The organism is Streptomyces sp. NPDC111744, from assembly GCF_055634995.1.
On the sequence record NZ_JBVKCG010000009.1, the window covers coordinates 130,606 to 150,027 of the forward strand.

The window sequence follows — 19,422 nt, forward strand, 5'->3', positions numbered from 1 at the left end:
GCGGGCCGCTCGCTTACTTTTGTAGGAGCCGAACGTCTCGCTCGATCAAGCGAATGGCGGTCGTGAGCGTGCCCCGTGCAGGCAACCCCTGCGGCACCGCTCCCCGCCCCTTCCGGCGTCTCGTAACCCCCCATTTCGTTACTCCATGTACGTCGAAGGAGTCGATTCCCATGGCCGAGACGACCGTCCGCCGCCGCGTCCGCCACGTGTCCCGGACCAGCGAGTCCGAGCGCAAGAACGCTGCCGCCGCCCTCCAGCGCGCCCTCGACCGCCGCGACAACGGCGGCGAGACCGGCCACTGAGCCCACCCGGGAACGCCGGTAACACGTGTAACACCCTTGAAGCGGGAGCCGCACCCGCACGGGGTACGGCGCGGCCGGGACAGCCGCGCCGTACTCCGGGACCGGCCCCGGCGCGCCGGTGTCAGCCGCCGCGCCGGATCTCGAAGTGGTCGATCCGCGCACCGCTCTGGGCCAGCGCGGACACCCTCAGCCGCGGGGTGGTACCCGCCTCCGCCTCGACCCTCAGGAAGGAGAAGCCGGTGTACCGCACCCGCGACCACTCCACCGTCTCCGCCACGTTGTGCTGCCCCCTGGCCCAGTGGAAGCTGCGCACCGCGCCGTGCCGGGTGACGCGCCCCTCGTAACTGTCCCTGACCCCGGACGGGAACGAGTACAGACCCCGCCCGCCGCCGCCCGCCGTGACGTACACGATCCCGTCCCGCGTCGGGTCGGTCGAGCCGCCGACCGGGACCGCGCGGCCGACCGCGCCGCCCTTCACCGCGTCCGTGCGCTCATAGACGTGGTTGTGCCCGTTGATGACCAGATCCACCTGGTACTTGGTGAACAGCGGAAGCCAGGCGGCCCGGATCCCGCCGTCCGAGGCGTGCGAGGACGTCGAGTACGCGCAGTGGTGGAAGAAGACGACCACGAAGTCGACCCCCTGCGCCGCCCGCAGCTCCTGCAGCTTCCTCTCCAGCCACTTCGTCTGCCGGCCGCCGCTGTAGCCGAGGTTGGCGGGGATCTCGTACGACACGTCGTTGGCGTCCAGCGCCACGAAGCCGACGTTGCCGTAGGTGAACGCGTACACGCCGGGTGCCCCGTGCGGGTCGAAGCCGCTGTCGGGAAGGGCGAAGCGGGCGTACTGGCCGCCGTAGCCGTCGGGGGAGTACCAGGCCTCCATGTCGTGGTTGCCGGTCGTCACCATCCACGGGACCGAGCGCGCCACCGGGTCGTTCTGCCGCAGGAACCGGTCCCACTCCCGGGCGTCGTAGCCGTCCGAGGTGCGGCCGGAGCCGTTGCCGTCGGCGTAGCAGATGTCGCCCGCGTGCAGATGGAAGGCCGACTTCTGCTTGAGCAGCGCGTTGTCGTTGGCCTTTCCGGCCCGGCTGACGCCCTGGTCGCCGAAGGCCGTGAACACGAACCTCTCCGGAGTCGCGGGCGCGGTGCGGAAGGGGGTGATGGTGGAGCGGTGGTCGGGGGCGGCCGGGTCCCAGCCGTCGTGGCCGACGCCGTAGTAGTACGTCGTACCGGGGGTGAGGCCGTCCAGGGCCGCGTGCACGTAGTACTGCTCGACCACCGGGTGCACCCCCCGCACCCCGGGCGTGTGCAGATGCCGGATCTCCGCGGCGACACGCGTGCCCAGCCCGTCCGGCCGCGTCCCGATCCGGACGAACGGCTTCCGGACCGCGAACGGCACCTGCCAGGAGATCCGCATCCGCGTCCTCGGGTCGGCGCCGAAGGCGAGATGGCGGCCGAACGGCACCACGGCCGCACCGCGGATCGCCGAGGTGGCCGGTGCCGGGCTCGCCGACCTACTCGCGCAGCCGATCACCAGGCTGCCGGCCGCCGTCGTGCCCGCCACCGCGCCCGCCGTCACCAGCGTGCGGCGGCTCACCAGCCGGGTGCGCAGGTACTCGTACTGCTCGGCCATGCTCATCCTGGCGGCGAGCCACGGCGGAACGCCGAAGTCCGGGATGTCCATCTCCATGCCGGGACCATGCCCAGCGCAGGCCAACACCGGGCCCACGTACGGGTGAACGCCGGGCGACAGGTCGACCCGTGACGTCCGGATGGCGGACACCGCGTGTCATTCCATGGGACGAGGAGTAGGGTGCCGACATGTCTCGCAGCATCGATCTCGCAGTGATCCCCGGTGACGGCATCGGGCAGGAAGTCGTGGCCGAAGGCCTCAAGGTCCTCTCCGCCGTCCTCCCGGAGGACGTGAAGCTGGAGACCAAGGAGTACGACTTCGGCGCCCAGCGTTACCACGCCACCGGTGAGACCCTCACCGACGCCGACCTCGACGCGCTGAAGACGCACGACGTCATCCTGCTGGGCGCGATCGGCGACCCGAGCGTCCCCTCCGGGGTCCTGGAGCGCGGCTTCCTGCTCAAGCTCCGCTTCGCCTTCGACCACCACGTCAACCTGCGCCCGTCGAAGCTCCTCCCGGGTGTCGCCACCCCGCTGGCCGGTGAGCCGCAGATCGACTTCGTCGTGGTCCGCGAGGGCACCGAGGGCCCGTACACCGGCAACGGCGGCACCATCCGCAAGGGCACCGAGCACGAGGTCGCCACCGAGGTGTCCGTCAACACGGCCTTCGGCGTGGAGCGTGTCGTCCGGGACGCCTTCGCCCGCGCCCAGGCCCGTTCGCGCAAGAAGCTCACGCTGGTCCACAAGAACAACGTGCTGACCTTCGCCGGACACCTGTGGACGAACATCTTCAACAAGGTCGCCCAGGAGTTCCCCGAGGTCACCACGGACTACATCCACGTGGACGCGGCCACCATCTACCTGGTGACCGACCCGGGCCGGTTCGACGTCATCGTCACCGACAACCTGTTCGGCGACATCATCACCGACCTCGCCGCGGCCGTCTCCGGCGGTATCGGCGTCGCGGCGAGCGGAAACATCAACCCCTCCCGCGAGTTCCCCTCGATGTTCGAGCCGGTCCACGGTTCCGCGCCCGACATCGCCGGCCAGGGCAAGGCCGACCCCACCGCCACCGTCCTGTCCGTCGCCCTGCTGCTGCGCCACCTCGGCTACGACGCCGAGGCCGCCCGGATCGAGGAGGCCGTCACCGCGGACCTCACCGAGCGCCAGGGCAAGCCCGCCCGCTCCACCTCGGAGATCGGCGACGCGCTCGCCGTACGAGTAGCCGGCTGACCCGCCGCGCTGCCGATTGACTTCGAAGCCGCCGGGTCGCACACGCGCCCGGCGGCTTCCCCATGTCTGCCGCCGGGTGCCACCATCAACCCCGGGTCCGCATTCACCCCGATTCCTTCCCACCCGACCCCCGCGAGATAATCGAACGCGGAGCCGCGGTACGAGGGAATGCTCGGACGTCCTACCACTGGACACCGGCGTACGGGCGTGAGCGCGGCCCATCACTACAACCGGTGCTGCATCTCCCGGGGGACAACCCCCGGACCCCCGGCCGAAAGACCGGAGCCGCCGGCCATAGCCTGGAAGCGAAGGACACCTACTCATGACGACGCCCACGATCGAGCTCAAGCCGTCCGCGCACCCGCTCGCCGCCGCCGAGCGCGAGGCGATCCTGGCCAGCCCCGGATTCGGCCGCCACTTCACCGACCACATGGTGACGATCAAGTGGACCGAGGGCCGTGGCTGGCACGACGGCCAGCTCGTTCCGTACGCGCCGATCTCCCTCGACCCGGCGACCAACGTCCTGCACTACGCCCAGGAGATCTTCGAGGGCCTGAAGGCCTACCGCCGCCCCGACGGCTCGGTCGCCACCTTCCGCCCCGACCAGAACGCCAAGCGCTTCCAGCGGTCCGCCCGTCGGCTCGCCATGCCCGAGCTGCCGGTGGAGACCTTCATCGAGGCCTGTGACGTCCTGGTCCAGCAGGACAAGGACTGGGTCCCGGCCCACGGCGGCGAGGAATCCCTCTACCTGCGCCCCTTCATGATCGCCACCGAGGTCGGCCTGGGCGTCAAGCCGGCCAACGAGTACCTCTTCCTGGTCATCGCCTCCCCGGCCGGCGCCTACTTCCCCGGCGGGGTCAAGCCGGTCTCCATCTGGGCCTCCGAGGACCGGGTCCGCGCCGTCCCCGGCGGCATGGGCGACGCCAAGACCGGCGGCAACTACGCGGCCTCCCTGCTCGCCCAGGCCGAGGCCGCCGCCCAGGGCTGCGACCAGGTCTGCTACCTCGACGCGGTCGAGCACAAGTGGGTCGAGGAACTCGGCGGCATGAACCTGTACTTCGTGTACGGGGACAAGATCATCACGCCGACCCTCACCGGCTCGATCCTCGAAGGCGTCACCCGCGACTCCCTCCTCACCGTCGCCCGTGACCTCGGCTACGAGTCCGAGGAGGCCCGCGTCTCCATCGAGCAGTGGCAGCGCGACTCGGAGAACGGCACCCTCACCGAGGTCTTCGCCTGCGGCACCGCCGCCGTGATCACCCCGGTCGGGACGGTCAAGCGCACCGGCGCCGAGTGGCGGCAGTCGGACGGCGAGCCCGGCAAGGTGACCATGAAGCTCCGCGAGGCCCTTCTCGACATCCAGCGCGGCAAGGTGGCGGACAAGCACGGCTGGATGCACCAGCTCGGCTGACCGGTCTTCGGCCGTTCGTTCGACGCGTATCGCCTCCCCCGTACGGGTATCTCCTCAGTCCACACGGGGGAGGGAGCACGCGTGAGCGGACGGTCGCCGATGCCACGGCTGCGCTGGCTGGTGCGGACCTTACGGAGACCGCGCCGGCCGCAGAGCCTCACCGTCCTCGGGCTGCTCACCGCCGTCGCCGCCCTGCTGCTGTGGCGGGCCTCGACGATGGACAACTACGGGCAGAACCTCGCGCTCAACCTCGGCACCGACATCGTCGGCGTGGTCGTCACCGTGTTCGTCATCGGCCCGCTGATATCCCGGGCCCAGGAGGGCCGCGTCCGCGAGCACACCCGGCTCGACTACGAGTGGTTCGCCTCCCAGGTGTACGGCTCGACGTCGAACGTGAAGGTGATGCTGCCCGGGCCCGACGTCCGCCGGATGGCCGGCCTGCTGGCCCGTGAGGCGCCCAGGGCCGAGGTCCAGCGTGCCGCCCACGAGATACGGATGCGGCTCAACCCGCACCCCTCGGGCCAGCTCGACGCCAACGTCCCCGTGCACGAGGGGCGGCGGCTGACCGGCCTCCAGCACAAGTACCCGGAGACCGTGCTGGTCTTCCCGCGCCAGGGCCAGACCTGCCACGCCTACTGCACCTACTGCTTCCGCTGGGCCCAGTTCGTCGGCGAGGCCGATCTGCGCATCGCCACCGACGACATCGCGGCCACGTCCGCCTATCTGCGCGCCCACCCCGAGGTGAGCAGCGCCCTGATCACGGGCGGTGACCCGCTGGTCATGAGCACGGAGGTCCTGCGCCGCTACGTCGAACCCCTTCTGGAGATCGACACGGTCCGCTCGATCCGCATCGAGTTAGAGCGACGTTCAATGTCTGTCACCTGGCGACCAATGTCAACGGTTCCTTTCTCGCAATCCGCCGTTTAGAGTGATGCTCTAAATCCAGGAAGGCAAGGAGGTGCCGGGACGTGAGACTGACCCCCACGGAACGTGACCGGCTGCTGCTCTTCGGAGCCGCGGAACTGGCCCGCGCCCGCCGCGCCCGGGGCCTCAGGCTCAACGTGCCGGAGGCCACCGCACTGATCGCGGACACCGTCTGTGAGGCCGCCCGGGACGGCAGGAGGCTCGCCGAGGCCGTCGAGGCGGCCCGCTCCGTGCTCGGCCCGGCCGATGTGCTGCCCGGCGTCGCCGACGTCGTCACCGAGGTGCATGTCGAGGCCGTCTTCGACGACGGCTCCCGGCTCGCGGTCGTCACCGACCCGATCGGCGGCGGGCTCGGGGAAGGGGCGCCGGGCGCGCTGCTTCCGGGGCCCGAGCACACCGACCCGGAGGCGGTCGTACGGCTCGGCGTGACCAACACCGCGAGCGTCCCCGTCTCCGTCACCTCGCACTTCCACTTCTTCGAGGCCAACCCGCGCCTCGACTTCGACCGCACCGCCGCCTACGGCATGCGCCTTGCCGTCCCCGCCGGCTCCTCGGTCCGTTTCGGGCCGGGGGAGTCGCTGGAGGTCGGCCTGGTCCCGATCGGCGGCGCCCGCGTCGCCATCGGCTTCGCCGGGCTGGTCGACGGGCCGCTGGACGCGCCCGGCGCCCGCGAGGAGGCGCTGCGCCGCGCGGCCGCCTGCGGCTACCTGGGCGTTCACGACATCCGCGACGAGGAGGCAGACCGATGAGCCGTCCCGGAGGCCACCCGGCCGAGGCCCGCCGCCTCACGCCGTACGAGTACGCGGCCACCCACGGCCCCCGCGCCGGCGACCGTGTCCGCCTCGGGGACTCGGGGCTGGTGATCCGTGTCGAGGACGACTCCCAGCGGTACGGCGACGAGTTCCTGGCCGGCTTCGGCAAGACCGCCCGCGACGGACTGCATCTGAAGGCGGCCGCCGTCCGGGACACCTGTGACGTCGTCATCAGCAATGTCGTCGTCATCGACGCCGTGCAGGGCATCCGGAAGGTGTCCATCGGCATCCGCGAGGGGCGGATCTGCTCGATCGGGCGGGCGGGGAACCCCGACACCCTCGACGGGGTCGACGTCGTGGTCGGCACCGGTACCTCCATCGTGTCCGGCGAGGGGCTGATCGCCACCGCCGGGGCCGTCGACACCCATGTCCATCTGCTGTCGCCGCGCATCATGGAGGCCTCGCTGGCCTCCGGCGTCACCACGATCATCGGGCAGGAGTTCGGGCCGGTGTGGGGCGTCGGCGTCAACTCGCCCTGGGCGCTGAAGCACGCGTTCAACGCATTCGACGCCTGGCCGGTCAACGTCGGCTTCCTCGGGCGGGGTTCGTCCTCGCACCAGGCGCCGCTGGTCGAGGCGCTGGCCGAGGGCGGCGCGAGCGGCTTCAAGGTGCACGAGGACATGGGCGCCCACACCCGGGCTCTGGACACCGCCCTGCGCGTCGCCGAGGAACACGACGTCCAGGTCGCCCTGCACAGCGACGGGCTGAACGAGTGCCTGTCGGTCGAGGACACCCTGAGGGTGCTGGAGGGCCGCACCATCCACGCCTTCCACATCGAGGGCTGCGGCGGCGGACACGTACCCAACGTGCTGAAGATGGCCGGTGTCCCCAACGTCATCGGGTCCTCCACCAACCCCACCCTGCCGTTCGGCCGGGACGCGGTCGCCGAGCACTACGGGATGATCGTCTCCGTCCACGACCTCAAGACCGACCTGCCCGGCGACGCCGCCATGGCCCGCGACCGCATCCGCGCCGGGACCATGGGCGCCGAGGACGTGCTGCACGATCTGGGCGCGATCGGCATCACCTCGTCCGACGCACAGGGCATGGGCCGGGCCGGGGAGACCGTCCGCCGTACCTTCGCCATGGCCGGGAAGATGAAGGCCGAGCTCGGCGCCCCGGAGGACGGCCACGACAACGAGCGCGTGCTGCGGTACATGGCGAAGCTCACCATCAACCCCGCGATCGCCCACGGGCTCGCGCACGAGGTCGGCTCGATCGAGGTCGGCAAGCTGGCCGACATCGTTCTGTGGTCGCCCGAGTACTTCGGGGCCAAGCCGCAGCTCGTCCTCAAGTCCGGCTTCCCGGCGTACGGCGTGACCGGCGACCCGAACGCCGCCACCGACACCTGCGAACCCCTCGTCCTGGGCCCGCAGTTCGGGGCCCACGGCGCGACCCCCGCCGACATCTCGGTGGCCTTCGTCGCACAGGCCGCGCTGGACCAGGGCAACGACACGATGCCCACCCGGCGCCGCCGGGTCGCCGTCCGCGGCACCCGTGGCATCGGCCCGGCCGACCTGCGGCTCAACTCCCGTACCGGAGCGGTCGATGTCGACCAGCGCACCGGGCTGGTCACCCTCGACGGCGAACCGCTGCGCTCGGAGCCCGCCGACTCCGTCTCCCTCAACCGCCTTTACTTCCTCTGAGGATCTCCCCTATGAGCACTCCCGCCTCCGACGGCTTCCGGATGCCCGCCGAGTGGACCCCGCACGAGCGCACCTGGATGGCGTGGCCGGGCCCCAACCCCACCTTCGACGACCCGGACGACCTCCGCGCCTCCCGGGCGGCCTGGGCCTCGGTGGCCCGCGCGGTCCGGCGCTTCGAACCGGTGACGGTGGTGTGCGGCCCCGGTCAGTCGGCGGCCGCGCAGGAGCTGCTCGGCCCGGGCGTCGACACCGTCGAGCGCGAACTGGACGACGCCTGGATGCGGGACATCGGGCCCACGTTCCTGACCGACGGGCGGGAACTGGCCACCGTGGACTGGACGTTCAACGGCTGGGGCGCCCAGCACTGGGCCCGCTGGGAGCACGACGCGAAGATCGCCGCGTATGTCTCGGACCTCGCGGGCGCGAAGACGTACGCCTCGAAGCTGGTGAACGAGGGCGGTGCGATCCACGTCGACGGCGAGGGGACCGTCCTGCTGACGGAGACCGTGCAGCTCGGGTCCGAGCGCAACCCCGGCTGGAGCCGTGCGGAGGTCGAGGCGGAGATCCACGCGATGCTCGGCACCCGCAAGGCGATCTGGCTGCCGCGCGGACTCACCGGCGACTACCCGCCCTACGGCTTCGGCACCCTCGGTCATGTCGACATCGTCGCCGCCTTCGCCCGCCCGGGCGTGGTCGTCGCCCACCACCAGCCGGACCCGGCGCACCCCGACCACGAGCTGACCCGGGAGGTCATCGGCCTGCTCAGGTCCCAGACCGACGCACGCGGCCGCACCCTGGAGGTCGTCGAGGTCCCGGCCCCGACCGTCCTGGAGGCCGACGGCCACTGGGCCGACTACTCCTACATCAACCACTACCTCTGCAACGGCGGGGTCGTGCTCTGCGGCTTCGACGACCCGCGCGACGAGATAGCGGCGGAGATCTTCCGCCGTCTCTTCCCGGAGCGGACGGTGACGCTGGTGGACGCCCGTACGATCTTCTCCGGCGGTGGCGGCATCCACTGCATCACACAGCAGCAGCCGAAGATCTAGTACGACGATCTAGTACGACGAGGAGCAGCACATGGCCGGTGGGCGCAGACAGGCCCCGCCCCGCGAGGACGTGCTCGCCGCCGCCATGGACATGATCGCCGACCGCGGGCTGGAGAAACTCACCATGGCCGCGCTCGGCCACGAGGTGGGGATGAGCAGCGGCCATCTCCTCTACTACTTCCGCTCCAAGGACGAACTGCTCCTGCAGACCCTGGAGTGGAGCGAGGGCCGGCTGGGCGCCGAGCGCGGCCGGCTGCTCACCCGTCGCGGCACCGCCCGTGAGCGCCTCGACGCCTATGTCGACCTGTACGTCCCCGACGGCCACCGCGACCCGCACTGGACGCTATGGCTGGAGGTCTGGAACCGCTCGCAGAACGCCGACGAGGCCGCCCGCGACCGCCAGGCCGCCATCGAGGGCGCCTGGCACCGCGACCTGGTGGCGCTGCTCGCGGAGGGCATCTCGCGGGGCGAGTTCCGGCCGGTCGACCCCGACCGCTTCGCAGCACGTCTGCGCGCCCTGCTCGACGGCTTCTCCATCCATGTGGCGATCGGCCTGCGCGGCACCGACCGGGCGCAGGTTCTCGGCCATGTACGCGAGTTCCTGGCAGCGGATCTTCTCGTAGACGCGTGACCCGTAAGGAACAGGTCGTCTTCGTAAGGCATTTGCAGTAAAGGAATCCCGTGTTCCCCCGCGGGGCAGGAACGGCCCATGGGACGACAACACTGGAAGAAGATCTGGGTCGGTTCGGCGGGCAACATGGTCGAGTGGTTCGACTGGTTCGTGTACGCGAGCTTCGCCACCTACTTCGCCGGGGCGTTCTTCCCGAGCGGGAATCCCACCGCGCAGCTGATGAACACCGCCGGGATCTTCGCCGTCGGGTTCTTCATGCGCCCGGTGGGCGGCTGGCTCCTCGGCCGGGTCGGCGACCGCAGGGGCCGCAAAGCCGCCCTGACGCTCACCGTCACCCTCATGTCGGTGTCCGCGATCCTCATCGCCGTCGCCCCGACCTACGACGCCGCCGGCTACGGCGGAGCCTTCGTGCTGCTCGTCGCCCGCCTGCTGCAAGGCCTGTCGGTGGGCGGCGAGTACGCGGCCAGCGCCACCTACCTCACCGAGGCCTCCGACCCGCGCCGGCGCGGCTTCGCCTCCAGCTTCCAGTACGTGTCGATGACGGCGGGCCAGATCGCCGGCCTCGGCCTGCTGATCGTCCTCCAGCACACCCTCTCCGACACCGCGCTGCACGACTACGGCTGGCGGATCCCGTTCGTCGTCGGTGCGCTCGGTGCCGCCGTGGTCTTCTATCTGCGCCGGACCATGCTGGAGACCGACGTCTACGCGGAGGACACCTCGCACGCGGCCGAGCGCGGCACCCTCCGCGCGCTGTGGCAGCACCGGCGGGAGGCGTTCCTGGTCATGGCGCTGACGATGGGCGGCACGGTCGCCTACTACACGTACACCACCTATCTGACGAAGTACCTCTCCAACTCCGCGGGCCTGTCCAAGGAGACCGCGACCCTGGTCTCCTTCACCGCGCTGACCGTCTTCGCCTGCCTCCAGCCCCTCGCCGGCGCCCTCTCCGACCGCATCGGCCGCCGCCCCCTCCTGATCACCTTCGCGGTCGGCTCCACCGTCCTCACCGTGCCGATCCTGACCCTCCTCAAACACGCGAACGGTTACTGGCCCGCCCTCGGCCTCTCCCTCCTCGCCCTCGTCGTGGTCACCGGCTACACCTCGATCAACGCCTGTGTGAAGGCCGAGCTCTTCCCGACCGGCGTCCGCGCCCTGGGCGTGGCCCTGCCCTACGCCCTGGCCAACGCCCTGTTCGGCGGGACGGCGGAATACGTCGCCCTGTGGTTCAAGAACGCGGGGATCGAGTCCGGCTTCTACTGGTACGTGGCGGGCTGTGCCGCCGTATCGCTTGTGGTGTACGTCACCATGCGGGAGACGAAGGACCTGGATCTGGCACGGATGAGGTCGCAGGAGGCGCCCACCGTGACGACCGCATCCTGAGACGCTCGGTGAGCCGGGGGCGGGTTGTGCCAGACTTCCCCCGTGCTCTCGTTCGCCATGATTATTGGCAGCAGGCGCGCCGGTCCGCAGTGACCACCACGTACGACCAGGTACGGGTGGCCATCGTCGTCCTCGACCCGCGCGCAGACCTCTCGCACCCGCGAGGGGTTTTTTCGTTTTCCGGCCCACCTTCAGCCGGAAGGCAGGCGCGAGGGACCATGGAGGCACGGTGGAGCCGGTCATTCCGGTACGACCGAGATTCGACATCAGGAGCCTTGAGACCATGACCGAGACGGCAACCAACGAGCTGGACGACTCGTTCCACGTCTTCGACACCACGCTGCGCGACGGCGCACAGCGCGAGGGCATCAACCTCACCGTCGCGGACAAGCTGGCCATCGCACGGCACCTGGACGACTTCGGCGTGGGCTTCATCGAGGGCGGCTGGCCCGGCGCCAACCCCCGGGACACCGAGTTCTTCGCCCGCGCCCGGCAGGAGATCGACTTCGGGCACGCCCAGCTGGTCGCCTTCGGCGCCACCCGCCGGGCCGGTGCCAAGGCCGCCGATGACCCCCAGGTCAAGGCCCTGCTCGACTCTGGCGCCCCCGTGATCACCCTGGTCGCCAAGTCCCACGACCGCCATGTCGAACTGGCGCTGCGCACCACCCTCGACGAGAACCTGGAGATGGTCCGCGACACGGTGTCCTTCCTGAAGGACCAGGGCCGTCGCGTCTTCGTCGACTGCGAGCACTTCTTCGACGGCTACCGCGCCAACCCCGAGTACGCGAAGGCGGTCGTGCGGGCGGCGTCGGAGGCGGGCGCGGACGTGGTCGTCCTGTGCGACACCAACGGCGGCATGCTGCCGGCCCAGGTGCAGGCGGTCGTCTCGACGGTCCTGGCGGACACGGGCGCCCGGCTCGGCATCCACGCCCAGGACGACACCGGCTGCGCGGTCGCCAACACCCTCGCCGCCGTCGACGCGGGCGCGACCCACGTCCAGTGCACGGCCAACGGCTACGGCGAACGCGTCGGCAACGCCAACCTGTTCCCGGTGGTCGCCGCCCTGGAGCTGAAGTACGGCAAGAAGGTCCTGCCGGACGGCCGCCTGCGCGAGATGACCCGCATCTCCCACGCCATCGCCGAGGTCGTCAACCTCACGCCCTCCACCCACCAGCCCTACGTCGGCGTCTCGGCGTTCGCCCACAAGGCCGGCCTGCACGCCTCCGCGATCAAGGTCGACCCGGACCTCTACCAGCACATCGACCCCGAGCTGGTCGGCAACACCATGCGCATGCTGGTCTCCGACATGGCCGGCCGCGCCTCGGTCGAGCTCAAGGGCAAGGAACTCGGCATCGACCTCGGCGGCGACCGCGAGCTGGTCGGCCGGGTGGTGGAGCGGGTGAAGGAGTACGAGCTCAAGGGCTACACCTTCGAGGCCGCCGACGCCTCCTTCGAACTCCTCCTGCGCGCAGAGGTCGAGGGCAGGCCGCGCTCCTACTTCCGCGTCGAGTCCTGGCGGGCCATCGTCGAGGACCGCCCCGACGGCACCCACGCCAACGAGGCCACGGTCAAGCTCTGGGCCAAGAGCGAGCGCATCGTCGCCACGGCGGAGGGCAACGGCCCGGTCAACGCCCTCGACCGGGCCCTGCGCGTCGCCCTGGAGAAGATCTACCCCCAGCTGGCCAAGCTCGACCTGGTCGACTACAAGGTCCGCATCCTGGAGGGCAAGCACGGCACGCAGTCGACGACCCGCGTCCTGATCTCCACGTCCGACGGCACCGGCGAATGGTCGACGGTGGGCGTGGCGGAGAACGTGATCGCGGCCTCCTGGCAGGCCCTGGAGGACGCGTACACATACGGCCTGCTGCGGGCGGGCGTGGAACCGGCGGAGTAGCCGTCTGTGAGACTGGGGGCTGCGCAGGCAGCCCCCAGCCTCGTTCCCCTTATTGCAGATGCCACTTCTGGTTGGCGGCGCCCGTGCACGTCCAGATCTGCGCCCGCGCCCCGTTCGCCGACGAGTTGTCGGTGACGTCCAGGCACTTGTTCGCCGCCGCGTTCACGACATCGCCGGTGGTGGAGTTGTACGACCACTGTTGCGCGCCGGTTCCGTTGCAGTCGTACAACTGGACCTTCGCCCCGTCCGCCGTCGAGGCCGAGGTCACGTCCAGGCACTTGCCGAGCGCGCGGACCGAGCCGTCGGACTGCACGGTCCACTGCTGGGCGGTGCTGCCGTTGCAGTCATAGAGCTGGACGGCCGTGCCGTTCGTACTCGAACCGCCTGCCACGTCAAGGCACTTGCCCGCCAGCCCGACGAACGCCCCGGACTGGCTGCCCCCGCCGGACTGCGTGCCGGACCAGGTGAAGGTCGCCGAGGTCTTGCCGGGCAGTGAGTAAGTGGCGTGCTGCGAGCCCCAGTTGATGGTGACGGTCTTGGCGGCGGACGAGTCGTTGTAGGCGATCAGCGCCTTGGAGCCGTCCGGGTTGCGCCAGGCCACGTTCGGGACCGCGGTGGACGCCGTCGAGGCGATCCGCTGGGCGCCCGGCCGGACGAACTTCGTCAGGTGGCCCATCGTGTAGTACTCCACCGTGTAGTCGACGGTCCCGCTCGCGCCGTCCCCGTTGTGCACGGTGACCAGCCCGGTGCAGGTGCCGCAACCGCCGTTGTGCGGGCCCATGTTCTGGTCCACTGCCAGCGACCACTTGGTCACCGACTTCGCCCAGTTACGGGTGTAGTCGATGATGTTGTTCATGTCCTCGCGCTGCTGGTTGGCGATCCAGGTGCCACCGGAGTGCTCGGTGCCGAAGGCGTCCAGGGTGGGGTACTGGTTGTGCACGGTGGTCTGCTTGCCGACGTCACCGCCGTAGCCGTGCCAGGCGATCCCGCCGAAGTTGGGGTGGTTGCGGATCGCCGCGTCGTCGACGCTCGCGGCCGCGTAGGAGTCGTATACATCCCAGTTCCAGTCGTGCGCCAGGACCTTGGTGGAGAGCCCGGCGGCCTGGAGCTTCGGCAGCAGTTCGCTCTTGAGGAAGTACTGCAGGCCCGAGGCGTTCCAGCTCATCGACGGATAGCCGGAGCAGCAGGTCGGTTCGTTCTGCGGGGTGACATAGGAGACCTTCACGCCCTGTGCCTGGTAGGCCTGGAGGTACTTCACGAAGTACGAGGCGTACGCCCCGTAGTCCTCCGACTTCAGCCAGCCCCCGTTGAGCGAGCCGCTGTCCTTCATCCAGGCCGGGGCCGTCCATGGCGAGGCCATGACAGTCAGGGACGGGTTCAACTGGAGCGCCTGCTTGGTGAGCGGGACGACGTCCGCGAGGTCGTGGGAGATGGAGAAGCTCGTGAGGTTCGGGTCGGTCTGTCCGGCGGGTATGTCGTCGTACGTGTACCCGTACCGGGCCAGGTCCGAGGCGCCCATCGGATTGCGCAGGAACGACAGCCCGATCCCGTCCGTGGGCGAGAACAGCTTCTTCATGGTGGCGTCCCGGGTGGCCTGGGACAGCGCCCCGCTGCTGTTCATCAGCCAGGCCGCGGTGTCGGTGAAGGACGCGCCGCCGCCGGTGAAGGTCTGGTAGCGGGTGTTCTCGTCGACGGTGATGTTCTCGCCGCTGCCGCCGCTGCCGGACTGGAAGGCGAACGGCGTCTGCGCCTGGAGCCCGCGGGTGACATGGCGCCCGCCGGAGTCGTCGGTGGTGGTGAGATACGCGGTGACCTGCTCACCGGCCGCGTGCGCGGACGGTACGACGGCGGTGAGGCCGGCCACGGTGAGCAGTCCGGCCAAGAGCAGCCGGACCGTGTGGGGGGTGTTTCTCATGGACACATCGCCCTTCCTGACGGGACGTCTTGACGGGTGTGCGAACCCTTAGTTAACTCACGGCGTGATCTAAGCCATGAGTGAACTGTGAGAGCCCTGAGTGAACCAGAGAGTCGAGGGAAGGTCCATGCCAAGAACCGCCCTGGTCGTCTCCACCGCCCTGCTCGCAGCCCTGATGCCCCTGTCGGCAGCCCGGGCCGCCAATGACCCCGCCCCAACTCCCGTCGACCGCTTCGAGGGTGAGGTCCCCTTCGCCTCCCAGCCCGCCGAGGGCATCTTCACCTGGGGAGGCGACAGCGATGACCCGCCGACCCTGCAGTTCGCCGACCGCGCCGACGCCCCCGAGGGCGCCAAGGTCCTCTCCGGGACGTACGACATCAGCGGTTACGGCGGCTTCACCCACGACTTCGCCGCCGCCGAGCCCGCCCACGACTGGTCCGCCCACAAGGGCATCCGCTTCTGGTGGGACGGCCAGGACAACGGCAAGAAGATCGCCTTCGAGATCAAGGACGGCGGTGCCAACGGCGAGGCCTCCGAGCTGTGGACGACGTCCTTCACCGACGACTTCACCGGCTGGAAGCAGATCGAGATCCCCTTCGCGGACTTCGTGTACCGGACCGACTACCAGCCGGTCGGCGGTATCGACCACGTCCTCGGCCTGACCCGGATGTGGGGCTACGCGCTCACCCTCCCCGTCGGGCTCAAGGGCCGGTTCGCCATGGACGACGTGGAGTTGTACGGCAAGGCCGACCAGGCCCTGCGCGCCTCCGTCACCACGGACGCGGCCGTCTACCCCGTCCAGGAGGGCCGCACGGCCTCCGTGAAGGTCTCCGTCGGCACCACAGGATCCGCCCCGCTCGACGAGCCCGTGACCGTCGCCTACGAGACGGCCACGACCGGCACCGCGGCCTCCGGCAAGGACTACACCCCGGTCTCCGGCACCCTTACCTTCCCGGCGGGCACGACCTCCGGGGCCACGCAGACCATCAAGGTGCCCACGCTCAAGGACCGTTCCGCCGAATCCGCGGAGACCATCCCGCTGAAGCTCTCCGTCACCGGCGCCAAGGCCCCCGCCGAGAACCCGCAGGTCGTCATCGACGCGCACGGACTGCCGTACCTGGACAGCAGGTTGCCCGTGAAGAAGCGGGTCGCCGACCTCCTCTCCCGGATGTCCCTGACGGAGAAGGCCGGCCAGATGACCCAGGCCGAGCGCGGTGCCGTGGGCAACGGTGCCGATGTCGCCGCCTACGACCTCGGCTCGCTGCTCTCCGGCGGCGGCTCGACGCCCACGCCCAACACCGCCGAGGCCTGGGCGAAGATGATCGACGGCTTCCAGCTCCGCGCGCAGGCAACGCGGTTGCAGATCCCGCTGATCTACGGCGTGGACGCGGTACACGGCCACAACAACCTGGCCGGAGCCACGATCATGCCGCACAACATCGGCATCGGTGCGACCCGCGATCCCGGGCTCGCCGAGAAGACCGGTGCGGTGACGGCCGCCGAGGTCCGCGCCACAGGCATCCCCTGGGACTTCGCCCCCTGCCTCTGCGTCACCCGTGACGAGCGCTGGGGCCGCTCCTACGAGTCCTTCGGCGAGGACCCGGCCCTGGTGAAGTCCATGGAGACCATGATCCAGGGGCTCCAGGGACGGGCGGACGGCCGTGACCTGAAGGACGACGACAAGGTCCTGGCCACCGCCAAGCACTTCGTCGGCGACGGCGGCACCGAGTACGGCTCGTCCACGACCGGGTCGTACACCCTCGACCAGGGCGTCACCAAGGTCACCCGGCAACAGCTGGAGGCGATCCACCTGGCGCCGTACCAGACCGCCGTGGACCGGGGCATCGGCACGGTCATGCCCTCGTACTCCTCGCTCGACATCCTCGGTGACGGCCAGGGCCCGGTGAAGATGCACGCCCGCGCCGACATGATCAACGGGGTGCTCAAGGGCCGGATGGGCTTCGACGGCTTCGTGATCAGCGACTGGAACGCCATCGACCAGCTCCCCGGGGACTACGCGTCCCACGTCAGCACGGCGGTCAACGCGGGCGTCGACATGATGATGGTCCCCTACAGCTACCAGGGCTTCAGCTCTACCCTGATCGACGAGGTGAAGGCCGGCCGCGTCAGCGAGCAGCGCGTCGACGACGCGGTGTCCCGCATTCTCACCCAGAAGTTCAAGCTGGGCCTCTTCGAGCACCCGTACGCCGACACCAGCGGCGCTTCGAAGATCGGCTCCACCGGGCACCGGGCGGTGGCCCGGCAGGCGGCCGCGGAGTCGCAGGTACTGCTGAAGAACGACAGCGGGGTCCTGCCCCTGAAGAAGTCGCAGAAGGTGTATGTCGCCGGGTCCAACGCCGACGACCTCGGCAACCAGACCGGCGGCTGGACCATCACCTGGCAGGGCCAGTCCGGCACCCACACCACCGGCACCACCATCCTCCAGGGCATGAAGAACGCCGGGGGAGACGTCACCTACTCGAAGGATGCCTCGGCGCCGACGAGCGGTTACGACGTGGGGGTGGTCGTCGTCGGCGAGACCCCGTACGCCGAGGGCGTCGGAGACGTCGGCAACGGCAACGATCTCGCGCTGACCCCCGCCGACCAGGCTGCCGTGGACAAGGTGTGCGCGGCCATGAAGTGCGCGGTGCTGATCGTCTCCGGGCGCCCGCAGCTGATCGGCGACCGGCTCGGTGAGATCGACGCCCTGGTGGCGTCCTGGCTGCCGGGCACCGAGGGCGACGGCGTGGCCGACGTGCTCTACGGCAAGCGGGCCTTCACCGGTCAGCTCCCGGTCACCTGGCCGAAGTCCGAGGCGCAGCTGCCGATCAACGTGGGAGACGCGTCGTACGACCCGCAGTACCCGTACGGCTGGGGTCTGACGACCCTGGCCAACACCCCCAAGGGCGGCGAGGCCACGCTGAAGGGGCTCGGCGCGGCGGCCAGGGCCGCCGAACGGGTGGGTGCCGACCAGGCCGGCCGGAAACTGGTGGCCAAGGCGCGGCTGCTGGTCCAGGCGAAGATCGGCCAGGACATCACGTCGGCCGTGTCCAAGCCCTTCGCCGACGCGGACCATCTGCTGCTGTCCGGCGAGTACGGAGCGGCGGTGGAGAAGCTGACGGAGGCATACGAAGCGGCGTAGGAAATGACTGGTTATGGGATGCTTCGGGTAAGTTTCGATACATGAAGGCCGTGCTACGGACCCGAACCCGAAGCCTCCCAGGCCTGCTGCTGGCCTTGGTGGTGATCGCCCTGACGGTGCTCGCCCCGCGGGCCACGGCGGCCACCGGTGTCTCGACGATCGCCGACGCCCTTCGCAAGAGCCCGGTGTACGTCGACCCGGCGGCCGCCGCCCAGCTGTCCACGGCCCAGGCCGACACCCTGGCCCGCCGGATCAAGGACGCGAACAAACCCCTGTTCATCGCCGTCCTGCCGGCCGGCTACCCCACCCAGAACCTCTTCACGGACCTGCGTACCGCCACCGGCATCACCGGCCTGTACGCCGTCCGGCTCGGCGACCGCTTCGACGCCCGCGCCGACTCCTCGGTACTGCCCCGGACGGCCGTGCGGAACCTGGTCACCAGCGTCCAGGGCGAGACCGCGAGCAAACAGCTGACCGACTTCACCGACCGCGCCCTGACCAACATGGGCGGGAAGGCGCCCTCGACCTGGGGCGGCGGCAGCGCGCACGGCACCGGGGTCTCCAGTACGGCACTGATCACGATCGGCGCGGTGGTCGTGGCCGGCGGGGCGGGCGCGTACGCCCTGGTCCGCCGCAACCGCCGACGCCACGAGGAGGAGCAGCGGGCCGCCCTGGACCGGCTCCGGGTGGTCGTGGACGAGGACATCACCGCCTTCGGTGAGGAACTGGACCGTCTCGACTTCCACCCGGGCGAGCCGGGCGCCGACAACGCCATGCGCGCGGACTACGAGCGCGCGCTGAACGCCTACGACCAGGCGAAGCAGTCCATGGCCGACGCGCGCAGACCGGAGGACGTGCGCACGGTCACCCAGGCCCTGGAGGACGGCCGCTTCTCGCTGGCCCAGCTCGCCGCCCGCCGCGAGCACCGCCCGCTCCCGGAACGCCGGCCGCCGTGCTTCTTCGACCCGCGGCACGGCCCGTCGGTCACGGACGCCACCTGGACCCCGCCCGGCGGCTCGCCCCGCGAGGTCCCGGTCTGCGCGGCGGACGCCACGAGGCTGGCCGACGGCCGCGACCCGGTGATGCGCGAGGTCGACACCGACCACGGTCGCCGCCCCTACTGGGACGCGGGCCCGGCCTACGGCCCCTGGGCGGGCGGCTACTTCGGCGGCGGCCTCCTGCCCGGCCTTCTCATCGGCACGGCCCTGGGCGGCTGGATGTCCGCCCCCGCCTACGCGGCCGACTACGGCACCGGATACGGCGACTTCGGCGCCGGCGGCTATCAGGGCGGCGACCTGTCTGGCGCGGACTTCGACCCCGGGGACTTCGGCGACTTCGGTGGCGGCGGCGACTTCGGCGGCGGGGGCGGCGACAGCGGCGACTTCGGCGGAGGTTTCTGACCTACTCCGGATCCCTCAGCCGCTCCATCACGGAGGCCGCGAGGGACAGCACCC

General features: G+C 70.4%; 14 protein-coding genes. 12 read left to right on the plus strand and 2 right to left on the minus strand.

Translation table 11 applies throughout. The annotated features are described in order from the left end of the window. The first annotated feature begins 170 nt into the window (after positions 1–170). Positions 171–302: a hypothetical protein gene (locus ACZ7OO_RS21665; RefSeq protein WP_089098576.1), complete on the plus strand. Its 132-nt coding sequence runs from the start codon at positions 171–173 to the stop codon at positions 300–302. 121 nt (positions 303–423) lie between these two features. Here ACZ7OO_RS21665 and ACZ7OO_RS21670 read toward each other — a convergent pair whose 3' ends face one another. Continuing rightward, positions 424–1,983 carry a purple acid phosphatase family protein gene (locus ACZ7OO_RS21670; protein WP_471506950.1) on the minus strand — a complete coding sequence of 520 codons (1,560 nt, stop codon included), beginning with the start codon at positions 1,981–1,983 and terminating at the stop codon, positions 424–426. A gap of 137 nt (positions 1,984–2,120) precedes the next feature. On the opposite strand from ACZ7OO_RS21670, the gene ACZ7OO_RS21675 reads away from it, so the two are divergent. The 9 genes from ACZ7OO_RS21675 (at position 2,121) to cimA (ending at position 12,911) form a co-directional block, all read left to right on the plus strand. Further along, positions 2,121–3,164: a 3-isopropylmalate dehydrogenase gene (locus tag ACZ7OO_RS21675; protein ID WP_471506659.1), complete on the plus strand. Its 1,044-nt coding sequence runs from the start codon at positions 2,121–2,123 to the stop codon at positions 3,162–3,164. 322 nt (positions 3,165–3,486) lie between these two features. Beyond that, complete coding sequence (locus tag ACZ7OO_RS21680; protein ID WP_471506661.1) at positions 3,487–4,575, plus strand: branched-chain amino acid aminotransferase; 1,089 nt, start codon at positions 3,487–3,489, stop codon at positions 4,573–4,575. Between the two features lie 81 nt (positions 4,576–4,656). Then, on the plus strand, positions 4,657–5,502 hold the full coding sequence (locus ACZ7OO_RS21685) for a hypothetical protein (protein WP_471506663.1): 846 nt from the start codon (positions 4,657–4,659) through the stop codon (positions 5,500–5,502). A gap of 41 nt (positions 5,503–5,543) precedes the next feature. Then, positions 5,544–6,248 carry an urease subunit gamma gene (gene ureA, locus ACZ7OO_RS21690; RefSeq protein ID WP_471506664.1) on the plus strand — a complete coding sequence of 235 codons (705 nt, stop codon included), beginning with the start codon at positions 5,544–5,546 and terminating at the stop codon, positions 6,246–6,248. After that, on the plus strand, positions 6,245–7,957 hold the full coding sequence (locus ACZ7OO_RS21695; RefSeq protein ID WP_471506666.1) for an urease subunit alpha: 1,713 nt from the start codon (positions 6,245–6,247) through the stop codon (positions 7,955–7,957). The genes ureA and ACZ7OO_RS21695 overlap by 4 nt, the downstream gene beginning before the upstream one ends. 11 nt (positions 7,958–7,968) lie before the next feature. Next, the gene (locus ACZ7OO_RS21700; protein WP_471506668.1) at positions 7,969–9,006 is read left to right on the plus strand and encodes an agmatine deiminase family protein; all 1,038 of its coding nucleotides are present in this window, start codon (positions 7,969–7,971) and stop codon (positions 9,004–9,006) included. Between the two features lie 31 nt (positions 9,007–9,037). Next, positions 9,038–9,637, plus strand: coding sequence for a TetR/AcrR family transcriptional regulator (locus ACZ7OO_RS21705; RefSeq protein ID WP_352219332.1), 600 nt, complete (start codon positions 9,038–9,040; stop codon positions 9,635–9,637). A gap of 78 nt (positions 9,638–9,715) precedes the next feature. Further along, positions 9,716–11,017, plus strand: a complete 1,302-nt coding sequence (locus ACZ7OO_RS21710) for an MFS transporter (protein ID WP_471506670.1) — start codon at positions 9,716–9,718, stop codon at positions 11,015–11,017. Positions 11,018–11,300: 283 nt separating this feature from the next. Then, positions 11,301–12,911, plus strand: a complete 1,611-nt coding sequence (gene cimA / locus ACZ7OO_RS21715) for a citramalate synthase (protein WP_471506672.1) — start codon at positions 11,301–11,303, stop codon at positions 12,909–12,911. Positions 12,912–12,960: 49 nt separating this feature from the next. On the opposite strand, the gene ACZ7OO_RS21720 is transcribed toward cimA, so the two are convergent. Next, entirely contained in the window at positions 12,961–14,826 is a 1,866-nt protein-coding gene (locus tag ACZ7OO_RS21720) for a ricin-type beta-trefoil lectin domain protein (protein ID WP_471506674.1), read from the minus strand. A 127-nt stretch (positions 14,827–14,953) separates the two neighbouring features. Between ACZ7OO_RS21720 and ACZ7OO_RS21725 the strand changes: the two genes are divergently transcribed. Together ACZ7OO_RS21725 and ACZ7OO_RS21730 are read left to right on the plus strand one after the other, a co-directional pair. Beyond that, positions 14,954–17,968 carry a glycoside hydrolase family 3 protein gene (locus ACZ7OO_RS21725; protein WP_471506676.1) on the plus strand — a complete coding sequence of 1,005 codons (3,015 nt, stop codon included), beginning with the start codon at positions 14,954–14,956 and terminating at the stop codon, positions 17,966–17,968. Positions 17,969–18,009: 41 nt separating this feature from the next. Continuing rightward, positions 18,010–19,368 carry a hypothetical protein gene (locus ACZ7OO_RS21730; RefSeq protein WP_471506678.1) on the plus strand — a complete coding sequence of 453 codons (1,359 nt, stop codon included), beginning with the start codon at positions 18,010–18,012 and terminating at the stop codon, positions 19,366–19,368. The last annotated feature ends 54 nt before the right edge of the window (positions 19,369–19,422 follow it).